Annotated in this window: 17 protein-coding genes; 4 read left to right on the forward strand and 13 right to left on the reverse strand. The window is 71.9% G+C overall.

The annotated features are described in order from the left end of the window. Positions 1-159: 159 nt before the first annotated feature. A complete protein-coding gene (locus OO60_RS09805) occupies positions 160-1,359 on the forward strand; it encodes a PucR family transcriptional regulator (RefSeq protein ID WP_004559195.1) in 1,200 nt (399 codons plus the stop codon). Positions 1,360-1,513: 154 nt separating this feature from the next. On the opposite strand, the gene OO60_RS46390 is transcribed toward OO60_RS09805, so the two are convergent. Continuing rightward, positions 1,514-1,687, reverse strand: coding sequence for a hypothetical protein (locus OO60_RS46390; RefSeq protein ID WP_155849014.1), 174 nt, complete (start codon positions 1,685-1,687; stop codon positions 1,514-1,516). Between the two features lie 223 nt (positions 1,688-1,910). On the opposite strand from OO60_RS46390, the gene OO60_RS09810 reads away from it, so the two are divergent. The 3 genes from OO60_RS09810 to OO60_RS09820 all read left to right on the forward strand — a co-directional run bounded on the left by OO60_RS09810 (position 1,911) and on the right by OO60_RS09820 (position 5,610). After that, positions 1,911-2,816 (forward strand): alpha/beta fold hydrolase, encoded by a 906-nt coding sequence (locus tag OO60_RS09810; protein ID WP_004559194.1) that lies wholly within the window; start codon positions 1,911-1,913, stop codon positions 2,814-2,816. A gap of 215 nt (positions 2,817-3,031) precedes the next feature. Next, positions 3,032-4,378 carry a PucR-like N-terminal domain-containing protein gene (locus OO60_RS09815; protein WP_004559193.1) on the forward strand — a complete coding sequence of 449 codons (1,347 nt, stop codon included), beginning with the start codon at positions 3,032-3,034 and terminating at the stop codon, positions 4,376-4,378. Positions 4,379-4,416: 38 nt separating this feature from the next. Next, complete coding sequence (locus OO60_RS09820) at positions 4,417-5,610, forward strand: PucR-like N-terminal domain-containing protein (protein WP_004559192.1); 1,194 nt, start codon at positions 4,417-4,419, stop codon at positions 5,608-5,610. A gap of 173 nt (positions 5,611-5,783) precedes the next feature. Here OO60_RS09820 and OO60_RS09825 read toward each other — a convergent pair whose 3' ends face one another. The 12 genes from OO60_RS09825 to OO60_RS09880 form a co-directional block, all read right to left on the reverse strand. Beyond that, positions 5,784-6,860, reverse strand: a complete 1,077-nt coding sequence (locus OO60_RS09825) for a KR domain-containing protein (protein WP_051767667.1) — start codon at positions 6,858-6,860, stop codon at positions 5,784-5,786. A 103-nt stretch (positions 6,861-6,963) separates the two neighbouring features. Beyond that, positions 6,964-7,431, reverse strand: a complete 468-nt coding sequence (locus OO60_RS09830; protein WP_240490657.1) for a hypothetical protein — start codon at positions 7,429-7,431, stop codon at positions 6,964-6,966. A gap of 131 nt (positions 7,432-7,562) precedes the next feature. Then, positions 7,563-8,060 (reverse strand): hypothetical protein, encoded by a 498-nt coding sequence (locus OO60_RS09835; protein WP_003074727.1) that lies wholly within the window; start codon positions 8,058-8,060, stop codon positions 7,563-7,565. Beyond that, positions 8,057-9,163, reverse strand: coding sequence for an MlaD family protein (locus OO60_RS09840; RefSeq protein WP_003074729.1), 1,107 nt, complete (start codon positions 9,161-9,163; stop codon positions 8,057-8,059). Before OO60_RS09840 ends, OO60_RS09835 begins: the two co-directional genes overlap by 4 nt. After that, positions 9,163-10,134 (reverse strand): MCE family protein, encoded by a 972-nt coding sequence (locus OO60_RS09845; RefSeq protein ID WP_003074732.1) that lies wholly within the window; start codon positions 10,132-10,134, stop codon positions 9,163-9,165. Before OO60_RS09845 ends, OO60_RS09840 begins: the two co-directional genes overlap by 1 nt. Further along, positions 10,131-11,129, reverse strand: a complete 999-nt coding sequence (locus OO60_RS09850) for an MCE family protein (protein WP_003074734.1) — start codon at positions 11,127-11,129, stop codon at positions 10,131-10,133. Before OO60_RS09850 ends, OO60_RS09845 begins: the two co-directional genes overlap by 4 nt. Continuing rightward, complete coding sequence (locus tag OO60_RS09855) at positions 11,129-12,124, reverse strand: MCE family protein (RefSeq protein ID WP_033261325.1); 996 nt, start codon at positions 12,122-12,124, stop codon at positions 11,129-11,131. Before OO60_RS09855 ends, OO60_RS09850 begins: the two co-directional genes overlap by 1 nt. Next, positions 12,121-13,137, reverse strand: coding sequence for an MCE family protein (locus OO60_RS09860; protein ID WP_033261242.1), 1,017 nt, complete (start codon positions 13,135-13,137; stop codon positions 12,121-12,123). The genes OO60_RS09855 and OO60_RS09860 overlap by 4 nt, the downstream gene beginning before the upstream one ends. Beyond that, positions 13,134-14,330, reverse strand: a complete 1,197-nt coding sequence (locus tag OO60_RS09865; RefSeq protein WP_003074740.1) for an MCE family protein — start codon at positions 14,328-14,330, stop codon at positions 13,134-13,136. Before OO60_RS09865 ends, OO60_RS09860 begins: the two co-directional genes overlap by 4 nt. After that, on the reverse strand, positions 14,327-15,142 hold the full coding sequence (locus OO60_RS09870) for an MlaE family ABC transporter permease (RefSeq protein ID WP_003074741.1): 816 nt from the start codon (positions 15,140-15,142) through the stop codon (positions 14,327-14,329). Before OO60_RS09870 ends, OO60_RS09865 begins: the two co-directional genes overlap by 4 nt. Then, positions 15,143-15,937, reverse strand: a complete 795-nt coding sequence (locus OO60_RS09875; RefSeq protein ID WP_003074743.1) for an MlaE family ABC transporter permease — start codon at positions 15,935-15,937, stop codon at positions 15,143-15,145. Then, positions 15,934-16,653: a hypothetical protein gene (locus OO60_RS09880; protein WP_240490658.1), complete on the reverse strand. Its 720-nt coding sequence runs from the start codon at positions 16,651-16,653 to the stop codon at positions 15,934-15,936. Before OO60_RS09880 ends, OO60_RS09875 begins: the two co-directional genes overlap by 4 nt. Between the last annotated feature and the right edge of the window lie 4 nt (positions 16,654-16,657).

Genomic DNA, 16,657 nt, shown 5'->3' on the forward strand with positions numbered 1-16,657 from the left:
GCAGAAATAGCCCCCGCCCCTCTGACACGGAGCGTAGAACGCGCACCCGTCCGTGTCAAAAGGACGTGTGACCGTCACCCTTTCCGGGAACCGATCGTTGATTTTTCAGTGACACCGGCGTCGGATACGCTCGGCGCCCACGCACACCAAGGGGGATTCGTGGTCGAGTACCGCAGCTTCCGCCTGCTGGCCTCGCTGCCGCGCGCGCTGGGCGCGGGCCTGCGCCCGCACGTCGGGCACGCGGCGGCCTCGATGATCCAGGAGGTGCAGCGCACGGTCCCGGCCTACGGCCAGCCGCTGAAGGGCGTGTTCGGCAAGGTGCTGGTGAAGAGCGTCGAGTACGCGGTGCAGCACTGCATCGATTCGATGGGCGTGCCGGCGCTGCCGCACGAGCCGTGGATCGAGTTCTACCGCGGCCGCGGCCGGATCGAGTTCACCGAGGGCCGCAACCTCGACGCGCTGCAGGACAGCGCCACGATCGGGGCCAGGGTGGCGTGGCGGGCGATGCACCCGGCGGTGCTCGCCGCGGGTGTCGACCCGGCGGTCATCTCGGTCGCCGCGGAGGCCATCTTCGCCTACGTCGACGAGCTGTGCGCCACCGCGATCGAGGGCTACCAGCAGGCGCAGGCCGAGGCCGAAGGGGCGGTCCCGGTCCGGCGGCGGCGCCTGCTGGAGCTGATCGCGGGCGCCCCGGAGGGGGCGGCGAGCAGCATCGCCGGGCTGGCGGGCGGCGCGGGCTGGCCCCTGCCGGAGACGGCGGCGATGGTGGCCCTCGAGCGCGCCCCGGACGCAGCGGACTTCCCGGCGGACCTGCTCGGCGACGGCGTCCTGGCCGACCTCGACGGCCCGGAGCCGTACCTGCTGACCAGCGACCCGGACGCGGACCTGGCCCCGCTGACGGCCAAACTAGACGGCTGGCGCGCGGCGGTGTCCCCGACGGTGCCATTGGCGGACGCCCCGGCGGCGCTGCGCACGGCCCGGCGGGCCCTGCTGCTGTCGGGCCCGGACGTCCCGGGCCCGCTGATCTGGTGCCGCGACCACCTGGCGACGCTCTGGCTGCTGGCCGAGGACTTCCTGGCGGCGGAGCTGGCCCGGCAGAGCCTGGACCCGTTCGCTTCGCTCAGCGAGAAGCAGCGGGAACGGCTGAGCGAGACGCTGCTGGCCTGGCTGGAGACGCGGGGCGGGGCACCGGAGATCGCGCAGCGGCTCGGCGTGCACCCGCAGACGGTCCGCAATCGCTTGCGCCAGCTGGAGGAGCTGTTCGGCGACCGGTTGAAGGACGCCGACGACCGGCTGGGTATGCAGCTGGCCCTGCGCGCGCAACGCCTGATGCGCGCGCACCGGCCCTCAGAGGGCTGAGCGGGACGGGCGCCACCCTCGCCGGGGCCGAGCGGCTCACCTGCGCCGTTCCTGCTCGCAGGCTCTTCCGCGTCCGTCGCGCGGCGTGCTCCGGGCGCCGCAGCTCACCTGCGCCGAGGCACCCGTCCTGCGCGACTCACCCCGCACCGCAGGCTCACCGCGCCGCCGCCGTGTCACCGGGCGCGGCCGGCCCATGCCCGGCGCGCACCGCGCGGTCGAGCGCGCGCACCGGCATCGGGAGCACCCGCCGCCACGGTCTGCGGCCCGGGCGGCGGCGGGGCAGGCCGGTGCCCTGGTGGACGAAATGGAAACTCGCGCGGCAGGACATCAGCGCGTCCGGTGCGTCATTGCGACCATGTCACCGAGGATTACCAACCGCCCGCGGAATGTCGATACGCATTCCCGGTGACGCCTGGAAAACCCGCACGCGCAGCCGCCTTTTCCGCGCCCTTCTTGTCATGCTCGGCCGACGATTCGGCGCAGTGGCCTTCCCCACATCCCCGAAGCGCCGCCGATGTCCTAATTTCGGATCTCGCGAGAAAGGGCTGCCGATGACCGTCAAGACCCTGACCCTGCACGGCCGCCGGATCCGGCTGCACGAGCACCTGCCCGCCACCGGTGCCCGCGACGAAGCGATCGTGCTGCTGCACGGGATCGCGGGCAGCGCCGAGACCTGGGCGCCGGTGCTGGACCGGTGCGCCACGCTCGGCCGCCGCGTGCTCGCGCCCGATCTGCCCGGGCACGGTGGCTCCGAAGCACCGCGCGCGGACTACGGCCTCGGCGCGATGGCCAGCACCGTGCGCGACATCCTCGCCCTGTCCGGGGTGCGGCACGCGACCGTCGTCGGGCACTCCCTCGGTGGCGGCATCGCCCTGCAGTTCGCCTACCAGTTCCCGGAAATGTGCGACCGGCTCGTGCTGGTCGCCAGTGCCGGGCTCGGCTCCGAGATGAGCCCGGTGCTGCGGGCCACGGCGCTGCCCGGCGCGCCGGCCGTGCTGGCCTTGGCCGTGAACCGGGTGACACTGGCGATCGCGCGGGCCGCCGCGCGGATCGCCGGGCCGCGCAAGCCCGAAACGCGGGAACTGGCCCGGCACTTCGCGTCGCTGGCCGATCCCGCGCGGCGGCGGGCGTTCCTGTTCATCGCGCGCAGCCTGATCGACCTGCGCGGCCAGCGCGCGAGCGCCGCCGACAAGCTCTACCTGGCCGAAGCCGTGCCGATGCTGCTCGTCTGGGGCGCGCGCGACCCGCTCATCCCGGTGAGCCACGCGCACCGGACGGCCGCCCTGCTGCCGGGCAGCCGCTTGACGGTACTGGAAAACGTGAAACACTTTCCGCACGTGGCCGACCCGGACCGCTTCTGCGTGCTGCTGAACGAGTTCGTCACCGGGACCACCCCCGCGCGGCTGACTCTCGACGACGTCGTCACGCGGCTGACAGCCGCGAACCGGGCCTCCTGAAAAGTTGTCATCCGCGCACCATTCGCCCGCGCCGGAAGTGTCACCTGGCCCCGCGCGCTTCCACCCGTTCGGGTGTAGTCCGGACGGGTTACCGCAAAGTCAGCGGACAACCCGTTGACAGTGCCGTTCGCGCGAAATTATGTTGCCTGAGCCACAAAATCCGGATCGGCTGTCCCGGCGAAGAGGCCGCTTTTGTTGCCAGCAAGGATAAAAACATGACCGACGTGGACACCGGATTCGCCGCCCCCGCCCTGCGGGCCGGCCGGCCGAACCCCGGCGAGCGCTCTTCCGGACCGGCCTACCGGCAGCAGTCCGTGTCGGCCCGGCCCGCCTACCCACCTGCCCCGCGCAGCCCGGTGGACCGACGGCCGGGACGCGCTTCCGGCGCCATCGGGCTCTGGGCGTCGCTGCCGCGGGAACTGGCGGTCCGCTTCAAGCCGCGGGTCGACCCGCTCGCGCGGGCCATCCTGCAGGAGGTCCAGCGGGCGGTGCCCGAGTACCGCCAGCCGCTGGAAGGCGCGTTCGGGCACATCATCACGCAGGGTGTCCGGCAGTCGATCATCCAGTGCCTCGACAGTGTCGGCACCCCGAACGCCGTGCCGCTGGAGACGTGGACGACCGTCTTCCGCAACCTCGGCAAGATCGAGTTCAACGAGGGCCGCAGCCTCGACTGCCTGCAGACCGCCTACCGCGTCGGCGGCCGGGTCGCGTGGCGGCACATCAGCGAGTTCGGGCAGGCCGCCGGCGTCTCCGCGGACACGCTGTGCACGAGCGCCGAGGCCATCTTCGCCTACGTCGACGAGATCTCCGCGCTCTCGATCGAGGGCTACACGGCGGCGCAGACGCGCGCGGCGGGCACCCGCGCCCGGCGCCGGAGACGGCTGCTGGAACTGCTGCTCGCCGACCCGCCGTCCGCGCCGCAGACCATCACCGCGCAGGCCGCCACGGCGCACTGGCCGCTGCCGGCCGAGGTCACCGTCGTCGCCCTCGAACCCCGCGCCGACCAGCACAGCCTCGCCGCGCCCGACCTGCACTCCGACGTCCTCGTCGACCTCGAGGGCGGCGAGCCGTGCCTGGTCACCGGCGACCCGGACCGGCACCTGAAGAACCTCGCCGAACGGCTGCCCGGCTGGCGCGCGGTGATCGGGCCCGCCGTGCGGCTCACCGACGCGCCGCGGTCGCTGCTCTGGGCCCGCCGGACGCTGAAGCTCGTCCAGCGCGGCGTGCTGCCGGACGCGCCGGTGACCCGCTGCACCGACCACCTGTCCACGCTGTGGCTGCTCGCCGACGAATTCCTCGTCCGCGAGCTGTGCGCACGCAGCCTGGAGCCGTTCAAGGACCTCACGCCGAAGCAGCGGGCGCGGCTCGGCGAGACGTTGCTGATCTGGCTGCAGTCCCGCGGCAGCGCGCCCGAGATCGCGAAGAAGCTGAAGGTGCACCCGCAGACCGTCCGGTACCGCATGCACCAGCTGGTCGACCTGTTCGGCGACCGGCTGCACAACGCCGACGACCGGCTCGACATGGAGATCGCGCTGCGCGCGGAGGCCCTTCTCGGTTCCTGAAGTCCTCTTCCACAATGTCTTCCACAACGGGGTGGGCGATGACGGGACCGCCCGTCGAAACGAACTACGGGCCGATGCTCGGCGGTGACGGCCGGCCGGGACAGCTGTGGGCGATGCTCCCCCGCGAGCTGGCCGGGGTGTTCCGGCCGCGGCTGCTCGACGTCGCCGACGAGGTGCTGCGCGAGATCCAGCGGACCATCCCGGACTACGCGCGACCCCTCGACGGCGCGTTCGGCAAGGCGCTGCGGGCCGGCGTCCAGGCCGCGATCCTGCAGTTCGTCGACCGGATCGCCACGTCCGGCCCGGTGCCGGAGGAGCGGCGGCAGGTGTTCGTCGGGCTCGGCGTGCACGAGCTCGCGCAGGGCCGCAACCTCGACGTCCTGCAGGCCGCCTACCGCGTCGGCGCGCGGGTGACCTGGCGGCGGATGGCGGAGGTGGGGACGCGGGCCGGCGTGCCGTCGGCGACGCTGTGCCTGCTCGCGGAGGCGATCTTCGCCTACATCGACGAGCTGTCGGCGTTGTCGATCGAAGGGCACGCGGCGGCGCAGGCGCGGGCGGCGGGCGCGCGGGAACGGCGGCGGCGCCGGTTGCTGGACCTGCTGCTGGCGGACCCGCCGTCACCGTCGCGGACGGTCCAGGAAGCCGCGACGGCGGCCGAGTGGCCGTTGCCGCACCGGCTCGTCGCGGTGGCGCTCGACGGGCCTGCCGACGTCACCGGGCTGAACGCGCTGGAGGACCTCGAAGACGGCACGCCACGGCTGCTGCTGCCCGCACCGGCGGACCGCCGTGCGCTGGCCGCGGCGCTGACCGGGCAGCGGGCCGCGGTGGGGCCGCCGGTGCCGCCCCGCCAGGCGGCCAGTTCGCTGGCGACGGCCCAGGAGGCGCTCCGGCTGGTCGGCGACGTCCTGCCGGACGAGCCACTGACCTGGTGCGAAGACCACCTCGCGACGCTGTGGCTGCGCAAGGAGCCGTTCCTGGTCACGGAGGTCTCCCGGCGCCGGCTCGCGCCGCTGACGGCGTTGACCCCGAAGCAGTACAACCGCCTGGCCCACACACTGCTGGCGTGGCTGGAGACGTGCGGCAACGTCCGCGAGGTCGCCGACCGCCTCGCGATCCACCCCCAGACGGTCCGCGCCCGCGCCCAGGAGCTGGAGGCCCTGTTCGCCGACCACCTCCGCCGCCCGGACGACCGGTTCGAGATGATCCTCGCCCTCCGCGCCACCCTCACCTGACGGCTGATGCCCCGCCAATCACGCGTGATGCCCCTCTGATCACGCATGATGCCCCTTTCCGCACAGCGAGCTCGGCGTGCGGAAAGGGGCATCTCGCGTGCTTGGAAGGGCATCACGTGCGGCTTGGGGCATCTCGCGTGATCAGGAGGGCATCACGCGTGATTGGCGGGGCATCACGGGAGGGTGGGCCAGTGGACCAGGGTGGCGGGGAGGCCGCGGGCGCGGCGCCAGGCGGCGAACGCGTCCAGCCAGGCGGCGGCCGTCGCGGGGGCCAGGCGGGGTGGGGCGGGTGACGACGCCAGCAGCCACCAGTCCGGCGGGCTGCCTGCCGTGGCCTCGTGCAGGCGGCAGGCGCCGAGGACCTGGGGCCGCCAGACCGTCTCGACGTCGTCGGCGAGCGCCTCGGCCGCGTGGACCATGCCGCGCAGGGGCAGGCCGTCCGCCGTGGCCGCGGCGACCAGCCGGTCCGCGACGCCCGGGGCGGCGATGTCGCCGGGGACGACCACCGTGTCCACCCCGGGCACGACGACCTGACTCCGTCCGGAAAGGACGATCCGGGTGGCGCCGGTGGCCGCCAGCCAGCGGGCGACGGCCGGCCCGCGGCCGCCCGTGACCACGTACGCGCCGGGCCCGCCCGGCACCTCGGCCGCGAACGGGACGCGGGCCGGCCGCGCCGCGTAGCGGACTTCGTGCTGCCAGCGGACGTCGTCGTCGGGGGTGTCCGCCCGGAGTTCGCGCACCAGGAACCCCAGGTCCGCGCGGGCGTCGAAGTCGACGAGGCTCGCCCGCAGCTCCGGCCGTTCCACCGCGAGGACGCGCACCAGCCCGCGCAGGAACAGCAGCCCCGGCTCCCCGCCCGACTGCGTGAGCAGGTGGAACCGGACGCCGGGACCGAGACGCGCGACCACCTCCAGCACCGACAGCAGCAGCTCCTGCGCGGCCTCCGGGTCGTGGTAGGCGTACGGCGCCCCGGTCAGGAAGACGACCCCGCGCACCGGCCGTTCGGCCAGGAAACCCGGCAGCTCGTCGAGGTCGTCGCGCGGCAGCGAAAGCGCGTCGTCGCCCGCCGCGGCCAGCGCCAGTGCCAGCGCGACGGCCCGGCCGAGCGCGGCCGGGTGCTCGTCGGTGAGCAGCAGCCACGCGCCGGGCGGAGACGGCGACGCCAACGGGAGCGGCGCCTCCGGCCAGGACACCTCGGACGACGACGTGGCGAACGGGACGCCCGGCGAGAGCGCCGGCCCGGTCACCACCGGCCGCCCCCGTCCCGGTGATGCGGGCCCGCGGGCGGCACGACGACGCTCCGCGGCGGGCGGGCCGGCAGCTTCGAGAGGGTCATGGCTTCCTCGCGCATCCTCAGGCCGCGGCCATCCCGGTGACGCGCCACTTCCCGGCGACGCGCTCGGCCGTGACGCTCAGCTGGGCGGCCCCGGTGCTGCGCTGCCCGTCGCCCCTCGTGCCGGTCTGGTCGAGGAACACCAGCAGCGCCGCGCGATCGCCGTCCAGGAGCTTCACGCCGGTGGCGACGGCGGTCGAGGTGACCACGAGCTTCTGGTCGGCGGCCAGCTTGCGGACCTGGCCGAAGAGCTGTTCGTACTGGGCGAGCGCGGGCCCGGTCAGGACGTCCTTCGCGGCCTGTTCGCTCTTGGCCGGGTCGTCGTAGCGGTAGGAGAAGACCGTGCCGAGCGCGGCGCTGATCTGCTTCGCGGCGTCCGCGGTCCCGGCGACGTCGGAAAGCGCGCTGTTGTGCGCGACGACGGCGCTCGTGCCGCGCGCTTCGAGCGTGAACCACCCGGCGAGCCCGGCCATCACGACGGCCACCACCGCGAACACCCCCCACGCCCGCCGCCGTCGCCCGGGGGTCGTGAGTGGTAAGACGGGTTCTAACCCGTCTAAACACTCACGAGCGTGGTGGCGGCCGGCGACCTTGACCGCTCGCTTCTTCGTCGGGACCGTCATGGTGCCTCCCCCACGGGAACCTGGCCGAGCCCGGTGACCCGCCAGCCGTCCGGGCCGCGCGTCAGGTCGGCCCGGAACCGGTTGCGCTTGGTCACCGCGTCCCCGCCGTCCGGTGTGACGACCAGCTCGACCGACGCGATCAGCTTCGCCGTGCCCGCACCGGTGTCCACTTCGGTCACCGCGGCGTCGGTGACCTTCCCGGTGGTGACCGTCTTCGCCTGGGCGATCCGGTCGAGACTGCCCGGCCGGTCGGCCGCCAGCTCGTCGTGGAGCGGGCCGCCGGAGAGGTCCAGCCAGTGCTGGTACCCCGGTGCGGCCTGCCGGTAGTCCAAAGTGGTCAGTCCGGCGACCGCCGTCCGGCCCGCCTGCAACGCTTCCTCCCGGACGACCGCGCGTGCGACGCCGTCGTCGTGCGCCGCCTGCCACCACGTGAACCCGGACCAGCCGGCCGCGACGGTCGCCAAGACCGCGGCCAGCACGGCGAAAATTCTCACGGCCGTCCTCCCGGTGCGTTCTGCGAGCCCCGCACGTTCGTCGGGTCACCCTTCGGCAACGCGCAGCGCGCGGCCGTGTTCAGCGGGCGGACCGACGTGTCGAGGCCGTCGCGGTACGGCGTCGTGTACCCGGTGGTGCACGGCGGTGGGTCGAAAAAGGTCAGTGACAGTCCGATGTGGACGCCGTCCGGCCGCACGACGGTGCCCGCCGCGGCGACCGCCTCCGGCGCGGTGATCAGCAGCTGCCGGACCCCGTCCCGACGGGCTTCCAGGACGTCCGCGGTGGTCAGCAGGTTCGCCAGCAGCAGGCCGAGGTCCGGGCCGGCGTCGCGGATCAGCGCGCTGACCTCGTTGGCGGCCGCGGGCACCGCCGGGATGAGCGTGCGCAGGTCACCGTCGGACTGCTTCAACGTCGACGCGAGCAGCTTCGCGTTGGCCCCGAACTCCCGGATCGCGCCCGCCTGCTGGACCTGCGTGTCGAGCACCGTGTGCGCGTCGGTGACGAACCGGGTCAGCGGGGCGACGTGCGCGCTCGCCGCCTGGACGAACTCGATGCCGCGGCCGATCAGCTGGTCCAGCGCCGGGCCGGCGTCGGAGGTCGCGTTGTACAGCTCGTCGACGACCGTGCGCAGCGCCGGTTTCGGCACCGACGCGGCGAAAGTGTCCACTGTCGACAGGACGACGTCGACCGGAAGCGGGATCTTCGTGTCCGCCTGGGTGATCACCGATCCGTCGTGCAGTTTCGGCCCGCCGTCGGTGCGCGGCCGCAGGTCGACGTACTGCTCGCCGACGGCCGACCGGTCCGCGACGACGGCCTCGGTGTCGGCCGGGACCGGCGCGGTGCCGGCGTCGATTTCGAGGTCGGCTTCCATCCCGGCCGGGGTGAGCCGCAGCTCGCCGACGCGGCCGATCGGCACCCCGCGGTAGGTGACCTCGGCGTTCGTGAAGATCCCGCCCCCGGTCGGGAACTGCGCTTTCACGGTGTAGCCGCGGTCGAAGAACACCTTGTCGAGACCGGCGTAGGTGGCCCCGACGTAGGCGACGCCCACGACGGCGATGACGACGAAGAGCGTCACCTGGACGCGCACGAACCGGGTCAGCATCAGTGGCCCGCCTCGAGGAACCCGTTGAGGTAGTCGCCGCGGATCGTGTCCAGGGCGGCGTCCGGGAACGGGAAGGTGAAGATCATCTCCATCGCCTTCGGGAGCTTGTCGCCGGAGTCGGCCAGCCGCCGCAGCAGCGGTTCGAGGGCCTTCAGGTCGGCGACCAGGTCGTCCTTGCTGCGGTTGACCGTGTCGACGGCGACCGTGGTCAGGCCGTCCAGTGCCTTGAGCATCCCGACCAGCGCCGTCCGCTGCTGGTTGAGCACGCCGATGCCGGGGGTCAGGCCGTTCAGCGTGGTGGTGATCTGGCCGGTGTGGGCGTTGAGCGTCGCCGCCAGCTTGTTGACGCTTTCGATCGCCCGCGTGATCTCGTTCCGGTGTTCGTCGAGCCCCCGCACGAAGGCGTCCAAACTGGACAGCAGGCTGCGGGCCGCGGTCTCCTTGCCGCCGAGGGCGTCGTTGAGCTGGTGGCTGATGTTCTGGACCTGCGCCACCCCGCCGCCGTTGAGCAGCAGCGACAACGCGCCGAAGACCTCCTCGATCTCGGGGGTCAGCGTGGAGCGGTCGAGGGGGATGGACGCGCCGTCGAGGAGCCGGCCGGACGGCGTCGCGTCGTCGGGCGGAGCGAGCTCGACGAACTTCTCGCCGAGGATGCTGGCCTGCCGCAGCCGGGCGACGGCGTTGCCGGGCAGATCGACGTCGCCGTTGAGCAGCAGTTCGACGACCGCGCTGCGGGAGTCCGGGGCCAGTTCGACCTTGACGACCTGGCCGACCGGGACGTCGTTGACCTTGACCCCGGACTGCGGCACGAGGTCGAGGACGTTGGTGAAGCTCGCGGTGACGTGGATCGGGTGGTCGCCGAGCGCGGCGCCGCCGGGCAGCGGGATGTCGTAGACGCTCACCCCGCTGCCGCAGCCGGTCGTCACCAGCGCGAGGGCGATCACCGCGGCGAGTTTGGCCGTCGACTTCATTTCTGCTCCGGGAACTCGAGGAGGTTGCCGCGGCCGTCGATGGTCCCGTTCGCCCGGTCGTAGGCGCCCAGGAGGTTCGACAGCGCGTTCGGCGCCGCGGTGAGCGCCTCGGACAGCGAGTCCTTCTGGTTAACCAGCACCTTCGTGACGTCGGCCAGCTTGTCCACATCGGACTGGACTTTGCCGCGGTTGTCCTTGATGAACGTCTGCACGACGCTCAGTGCCTGGGTCAGCTCGGTCAGCGCGCCGGAGAACTGGTCCCGCTGGTCGGCCAGCACCTTGCTCAGCGACGCGATCTGCGAGATGGCCTGCTTGACCTGCCCGTCGTTCGCCGCCAGCATCGCGGTGAACTTGCTGATGTTGTCGACCGAACCGAACAGGTCGTCCTTCGAATCGCTCGCGGCGCGGGCGAACTCGCCGAGGTTCTTGATCGCCTGCCCGATGGTCTGCCCGGTGCCGTTCAGGTAGTCCGCCGACCGGGTCAGAACCTCGCTCACCGCGCCGTCCTTGTTGGCGCCGTTCGGCCCGAGCACCGACATCAGCTGGTTGAGGCTGTGCAGGAGGTCGTCGACCTCGACCGGGGTCGCCGTGCGCTCCCGCGGGATCGACGAGCCGTCGGCCAGCGTGGGCCCGCCGTGGTAGACGGGTGTGAGCTGCACGTACCGGTCGGCGACCAGGCTCGGCGTGATGACGACGGCCCCGGCGTCGGCGGGCAGCTGGACCCCCGGCTTCAGCTTCATCGTCACCTTGACGTCGGTACCGTTTGGTTCCACTTTGGACACCGACCCGATCGCGACGCCGAGCACGCGCACGTCCGAGTTGGGATAAATGCCGACGGCGGCGGTGAAGTAGGCGTACAGGAGGCGCTCGGCGGGCGCGGTGACCACCGGCCACGCCGCCGAGACGACGAGCGCGAGCACGACCCCGAGGGTGAGGGCCCGCATCCTGGTCCGCCGCCGCGCCGCCGCGCCCAGGTCGATCAGCTGGTGGGCCATCAGCGTCCCCCGTTCTTCGGCGGCCGGCAGCTGCCCGGCGTGGTGCCGGTCGGGATCAGGCCGCAGATGTAGGTGTCGATCCACCGGCCGTTGCCGACGGCGTTGCCGAGCAGCCGGTAGAACGGGCCGGCCAGGCGCAGGCTGTCTTCGAGCTTCCCCTGGTTGCGCTGCAGCACGGTCGCGACGCGGTCGAGCTGGTCGAGCGCCGGGCCGAGCGTCTTCTGGTTCTCCGCAACCAGCCCGCGCAGCTGGATCGAGAGGTTCTTGATGCCGCTGAACAGCTGCGCGATCGCGTCCTTGCGGGCGTTGAGCTCGGTGAGCAGCGTGTTGCCGTCCCGGATCAGCGTCTGGATCTGGTCGGACCGCTGCCCGAGCGTCTTCGACACCTGGTTGGTGTTCTGGAACAGCTTGACCAGCTCGTCGTCGCGGGACGCCAGCGTCTGCGAGAGCGCGGCGATGCCGTTGAACGCCGTCTTGACGTCGCTGGGCGCGGAGGCGCCGAGCGTGTCGGACAGCACTCGGAACGCCTCGGCGAGCTGGTCGGTGTCGATGGCGCCGACCGTGCTCGCCAGGTCGTTGAAGACCGCGGTGACGTCGTAGGGCGAACTCGTGCGCTCGGCCGGGATCGGCTGGTCCGGGTTCAGCTCGGCGTTGCCGACCGGGTCGAGCACGAGGTTCTTCTGGCCCAGCAACGTCTTGATCTTGATCGCCGCGGTCGTCCGGTTGCCCACCCACGTGTCGCGGACGCGGAACAGCACCTCGACGTGATCGCCGGCCAGCCGCACGTCGGTGACCTCGCCGACCTTCACCCCGGCGACGCGCACCTCGTCGTCCGGCCGGAGCCCGGCGGCCTCGCGGAACTCGGCCTGGTAGGTGGTGCCGCCGCCGATCAGCGGCAGGTCGTCGGAGAAGAAGGTGGCGCTGCCGATCAGCGCCATGACCAGCGCGGTCACCGCGCCGACGGCGATCGGGTTGCGGCTGCGGAAGGGTTTCACCGGCACCTCGCAGCCGTCACGGGGATGCCCGGCGGCGGGCCGCCGGGCGCGGGTTTCGCGTCGGTCCGCACCGCGCACAGGTAGAAGTTCGCCCACGAGCCGTAGGAGAACAGCGTGCCGATCCGGTCGAGCTTCTTCGGCAGGTTGTCGACGAACTGCTGGAACACCGGGGTGTTGTCGGCCAGGTTCTTCGACAGGTCGCCGAGCGCGGTGATGCTGTCCTTGAGCGGCTGCCTGCCCTGTTGGAGCAGGCCGGCGGTCGCGGTGGTCAGCTCGCCGAGGCCGCCGATGGCCTGCCCGATCGGTTTCGCGTCCGCGGCGAGGCCGGTGACCAGCTGGGCGGTGGTGTCGACGAGCGTGTCGAACTGGTCGCCCTGGGCGTTCAGCGTGTCGAGCACGGTGTTGAGGTTGCCGATCACCTGGCCGATCAGCGCGTCCTTGCCCGCCAGGGTCGAGGTGAGCGACGCCGTGTGCCGCAGCAGGCTCTCGATCGTGCTGCCCTCCCCCTGCAGTACCTGGATGATCTCGAACGACAGCTGGTTGACGTCGTTCGGCGACAGCGCCTGGAAGAGCGGCTTGAAGCCGTTGAACAGCGCGGTGAGGTCGAGCGCCGGTTTGGTGCGTTCCAGCGGGATTTCCGCCCCTTCGGCGAGCGTCGGTGACGTGTCGGTGGCGCCCGGGTCGATCGAGAGGTACCGCTGCCCGACCAGGTTGCGGTAGCGGATGGTGACCGAGGCCGACGCGGTGAGCCGGTGCGCGCGGCCGACCGAGAACGCGACGTCGGCCAGGCGGTGCTCGACCACCCGCACCGCATCGACCTGGCCGATCCGGACCCCGGCCACGCGCACTTCGTCGCCGGGGTTGACCGAGGTCGCGTCGGTGAAGCGGGCGGTGTAGCCGATCGTCGCCCCGACGCCGGAGTTGGCGATCGTGATCGCGAGCACGGCCGTCGCAGCCGCGGTGACCAGGAAGAAGATCAGGCCCTTGACAGCGGTCCCCACGACGCTCCTCATCGGACGGTCACCTCCGTCCCGCGCAGCGCCGGTCCGATGAGGACACTGCTCCAGTCGGGCACGTCACCCAGCGCCGGGCGCAGGAGTTCCGCGACCAGCTGCCGTTCGCCGGGTGAGTTCGCCGGGCCGAGATCGCCGTCGGCCGGGCCCGCGGCCGCCGCGCCGCCGCCGTAGCACTTCGGGCCGCCGGTGGCGTCGAACCGCGGGGTGTCCCGGCCGGGGACGTACTTCTCGCGCGGGTCCTGCACGGTGAGCTTCACGTGCAGGCCGGGTTCGTTCGTACCCTTGCCGAGGGCCTGCTCCATCAGCGGCTTGAGCCGGTTGACCGCGTCGAACAGGCACGGGAACTCCGGCGAATACCGCGACAGCAGTTCCAGGGTGGGCCGGCTCGCGGCGGCGACGCCGATGAGGTTGTCCTTGTTCTTCCGCAGGAACTCGTTCAGGTGGCCGGTGGCGCTGGTGACGCTCGAGTAGAGGCTGTCGAGATCGGCCCGGGTGTCCACAATGGTCTTAGCCGTGGTCGCGAGGTCGGAGAGCGCTTGCAGGATGTCCGGGGCGGCGCCGGTGTAGACGTCGGCCGCGTTCGCGAGCCCGGTGACGTCGGCCTTGAACTGCGGCATCAGCGGGTTCACCTGCCCCAGGAGGTCCTGCAGCCGGACGATGCTGTCGCCGAGCGGTTTCCCGCGGTTGTCGAGGGCCTGGGAGATCGCGCCGAGCGAGCTGTTCAGCTTCTGCGGCTGGACCGCGCGCAGCAGCGGCAGCAGGTCGCCGAGGACGCGTTCCAGTTCGATCGCGTTCGTGGAGTGGTCCTGCCCGATGACGTCACCCGCCCTGAGTGTCCCCCGTGGACTGACCGGCAGGACGAGGTTGACGTACCGCTCGCCGAACACCGTCTTCGGCAGCAGCCGCGCGGACACGTTCCCCGGCAGCGTCCCGATCTTCGCCGGGTCGAGCGCGAGGTCGATCTCGGCGCCGGTGCGGGTGCTGCGCACCGCCCTGACCTCGCCGAACGGCACGCCCTTCACCTTGACCTCGGCGGTCGGCGCGAGCTGGTTGCCGACCCGGTCCGCCCGCAGGGTCACGAGCTCGGCGTCGTCGAAGTCCTTGTCGTAGATGGCGACCGCGAGCCAGCCGAGCAGGACGAGCACGCCGAGGAAGGCGACCCCGGCGAGCTGCGTGCGGAACCGGCTCATCCGGACACCTTCACGGTGGTCGTCGCACCCCAGATGGCCAGGGACAGGAACAGGTCGAGCACGCTGATCAGCACGATCGACGTCCGCACGGCCCGGCCCACCGCCACGCCGACTCCGGCCGGGCCGCCGCTGGCGCGGTAGCCGTAGAAGCAGTGCGTCAGGATCACACCGACGCTGAAGACCAGCACCTTGCCGAACGACCACAGCACATCGCCGGGCGGCAGGAACAGCGTGAAGTAGTGGTCGTAGGTGCCGCCGGACTGTCCGAAGAAGACGACCGTGGTCAGCCGCGAGCCGAGGTAGGAGATCAGCAGCCCGACCACGTACAGCGGGATGATCGCGATGAACCCGGCGACGATCCGGGTGGTGACCAGGTACGGCATGCTCCGCACGGCCATCACCTCCAGCGCGTCGATCTCTTCGGAAATCCGCATCGCGCCCAGCTGCGCGGTGAACCCACTGCCCACAGTGGACGAAAGAGCCAGCCCGGCGACCAGCGGCGCGATCTCGCGCGTGTTGAAGTACGCGGTCAGGAAGCCGGTCATCGCCGAGATGTTGATCTGGTTCAGCGCGCTGAACCCCTGCAGGCCCACGGTGACGCCGGTGAACACGCACAGCCCGACCATCACGCCGATCGTGCCGCCGATCACCGCGAGCGCACCGCTGCCGAACGTCACCTCGGCCAGCAGCCGCACCACTTCACGGAAGTAGCGCGTGACGGCGACGGGGACGGCGGCGAGCGCGCGGAGGTAGAAGAGCAGCTGGTCGCCGAGGTCGAACAGCCGGTCGCCGGGTTTGCCGAGGACGGTCACTCAGGTTCCCTTCGCCGGGACGAGCTGCAGGTACAGCGCGGTGAGCACGGTGTTGACGAAGAACAGCAGCAGGAACGTGATGACGACGGACTGGTTGACGACGTCGCCGACGCCCTTGGGGCCGCCCTTGGGGTTCAGGCCGCGGTAGGCCGCGACCACCCCGGCGAGGTAGCCGAAGATGACGGCCTTGATCGAGCTGACGACGAGGTCGGGCAGCTGCGCGAGGGCGTTGAAACTGGCCAGGTAGGCGCCGGGGGTGCCGCCCTGCACGATCACGTTGAAGAAGTAGCCCCCGAGCACGCCGACCACGCTGACCAGGCCGTTCAGCAGCACGGACACCCCGACGGCGGCCTGCACGCGCGGCACGACCAGCCGGTGGATCGGCGAGACGCCGAGCACCTCCATCGCCGCGATCTCCTCGCGGATGGTGCGCGCGCCGAGGTCGGCGCAGATCGCGCTGCCGCCCGCGCCGGCGATGATCAGGGTGGTCACGATCGGGCTCGCCTGCTGCACGACGGCCAGCACGCTCGCCGCGCCGTTGAACTGCTGGGCGCCGATCTGGCTGGTGAGCGACCCGAGCTGCAGCGAAATGACCGCGCCGAACGGGATGGAGACCAGGATCGCCGGCGCGATGGACACGCTGGCGATGAACCAGAACTGCTGGACGAACTCCCGGACCTGGTACGGGCGGCGGAGCATGGCGACGAGGACGTCGAGGCCCATCGCGCACATCCGGCCGAATTCGCGCAGGCCGTTCGCGGCCTTCTGCGGCGCTTCGCTGAGGAACGTCGTCATGGCTTGCACCCGGAGCTGAAGCAGCGCAGCTGGAGGTTCGAGACGAAGGTGTTGCCCGGCCCGGAAACCAGGCCGGTGAGCAACCGGCTGACGTCCTCGTGGCCGACACACCCGGCGAACGGCGGTGTGGTAAAGGTCGACGTCACCTTCACCGGCGGGGCGGGCGGGGAGATCGGCACCAGCGCCTTGATCGTGACGGCCGCGGGCTGGGCCGTCCGGCAGTCCGAGCCGACGTCGAGCGGGTGACCGTCCACTTCGACGTCCGAGAGCTTGATGAACACCTTCGCGGTCACGTCGGTGTCGGCGCAGATGTTCGTCTGCGTGGCCTTGCAGTCCTTGTCTTTTCCCGTGTGGACGGTGGCCGTTCCGGCTGCGTCGCCGTCCGGGACGATCTCGACCCGGCCGGTGGTGGCCATGAACCGGAACGCGACGAAGTAGCCGTCCGCCGGCGGGATGGCGAGCTTGCCGGTGATCGGCACGGTGCTGGTCAGGCCGCCGAGGAAGCCGTCGAAGGTGCCCGGCGGGAAGGCGATGTCGGAGCCGAGCTTGGCCACGTGGCTCGTGGTCGGCTGCTGCGCGTCCCCGAGCGTGAACCCGAAGGGGATCTGCGTCGCCGCCTGGGGCACCGGGGCGTTCCCGCCCGGCGCGGCTTGCGCGGCGCCGAGCGAGAACGCGGCCACTGCCAGCACGAGCGGCAGTGCGTATCGGGTCAGCATTGTC

Origin of the sequence: Amycolatopsis vancoresmycina, from assembly GCF_000716785.1 — a bacterium.
GTDB classification, from domain to species: Bacteria; Actinomycetota; Actinomycetes; order Mycobacteriales; family Pseudonocardiaceae; genus Amycolatopsis; species Amycolatopsis vancoresmycina.

Excerpts from the sequence above, each read along its gene's own strand:
- OO60_RS46390 (WP_155849014.1), bottom strand. The coding sequence starts at position 1,687 with ATGTCCTGCCGCGCGAGTTTCCATTTCGTCCACCAGGGCACCGGCCTG.
- OO60_RS09810 (WP_004559194.1), top strand. The coding sequence starts at position 1,911 with ATGACCGTCAAGACCCTGACCCTGCACGGCCGCCGGATCCGGCTGCAC.
- OO60_RS09815 (WP_004559193.1), top strand. The coding sequence starts at position 3,032 with ATGACCGACGTGGACACCGGATTCGCCGCCCCCGCCCTGCGGGCCGGC.
- OO60_RS09820 (WP_004559192.1), top strand. The coding sequence starts at position 4,417 with ATGACGGGACCGCCCGTCGAAACGAACTACGGGCCGATGCTCGGCGGT.
- OO60_RS09840 (WP_003074729.1), bottom strand. The coding sequence starts at position 9,163 with ATGCTGACCCGGTTCGTGCGCGTCCAGGTGACGCTCTTCGTCGTCATC.
- OO60_RS09845 (WP_003074732.1), bottom strand. The coding sequence starts at position 10,134 with ATGAAGTCGACGGCCAAACTCGCCGCGGTGATCGCCCTCGCGCTGGTG.
- OO60_RS09850 (WP_003074734.1), bottom strand. The coding sequence starts at position 11,129 with ATGGCCCACCAGCTGATCGACCTGGGCGCGGCGGCGCGGCGGCGGACC.
- OO60_RS09860 (WP_033261242.1), bottom strand. The coding sequence starts at position 13,137 with ATGAGGAGCGTCGTGGGGACCGCTGTCAAGGGCCTGATCTTCTTCCTG.
- OO60_RS09865 (WP_003074740.1), bottom strand. The coding sequence starts at position 14,330 with ATGAGCCGGTTCCGCACGCAGCTCGCCGGGGTCGCCTTCCTCGGCGTG.
- OO60_RS09875 (WP_003074743.1), bottom strand. The coding sequence starts at position 15,937 with ATGACGACGTTCCTCAGCGAAGCGCCGCAGAAGGCCGCGAACGGCCTG.
- OO60_RS09880 (WP_240490658.1), bottom strand. The coding sequence starts at position 16,653 with ATGCTGACCCGATACGCACTGCCGCTCGTGCTGGCAGTGGCCGCGTTC.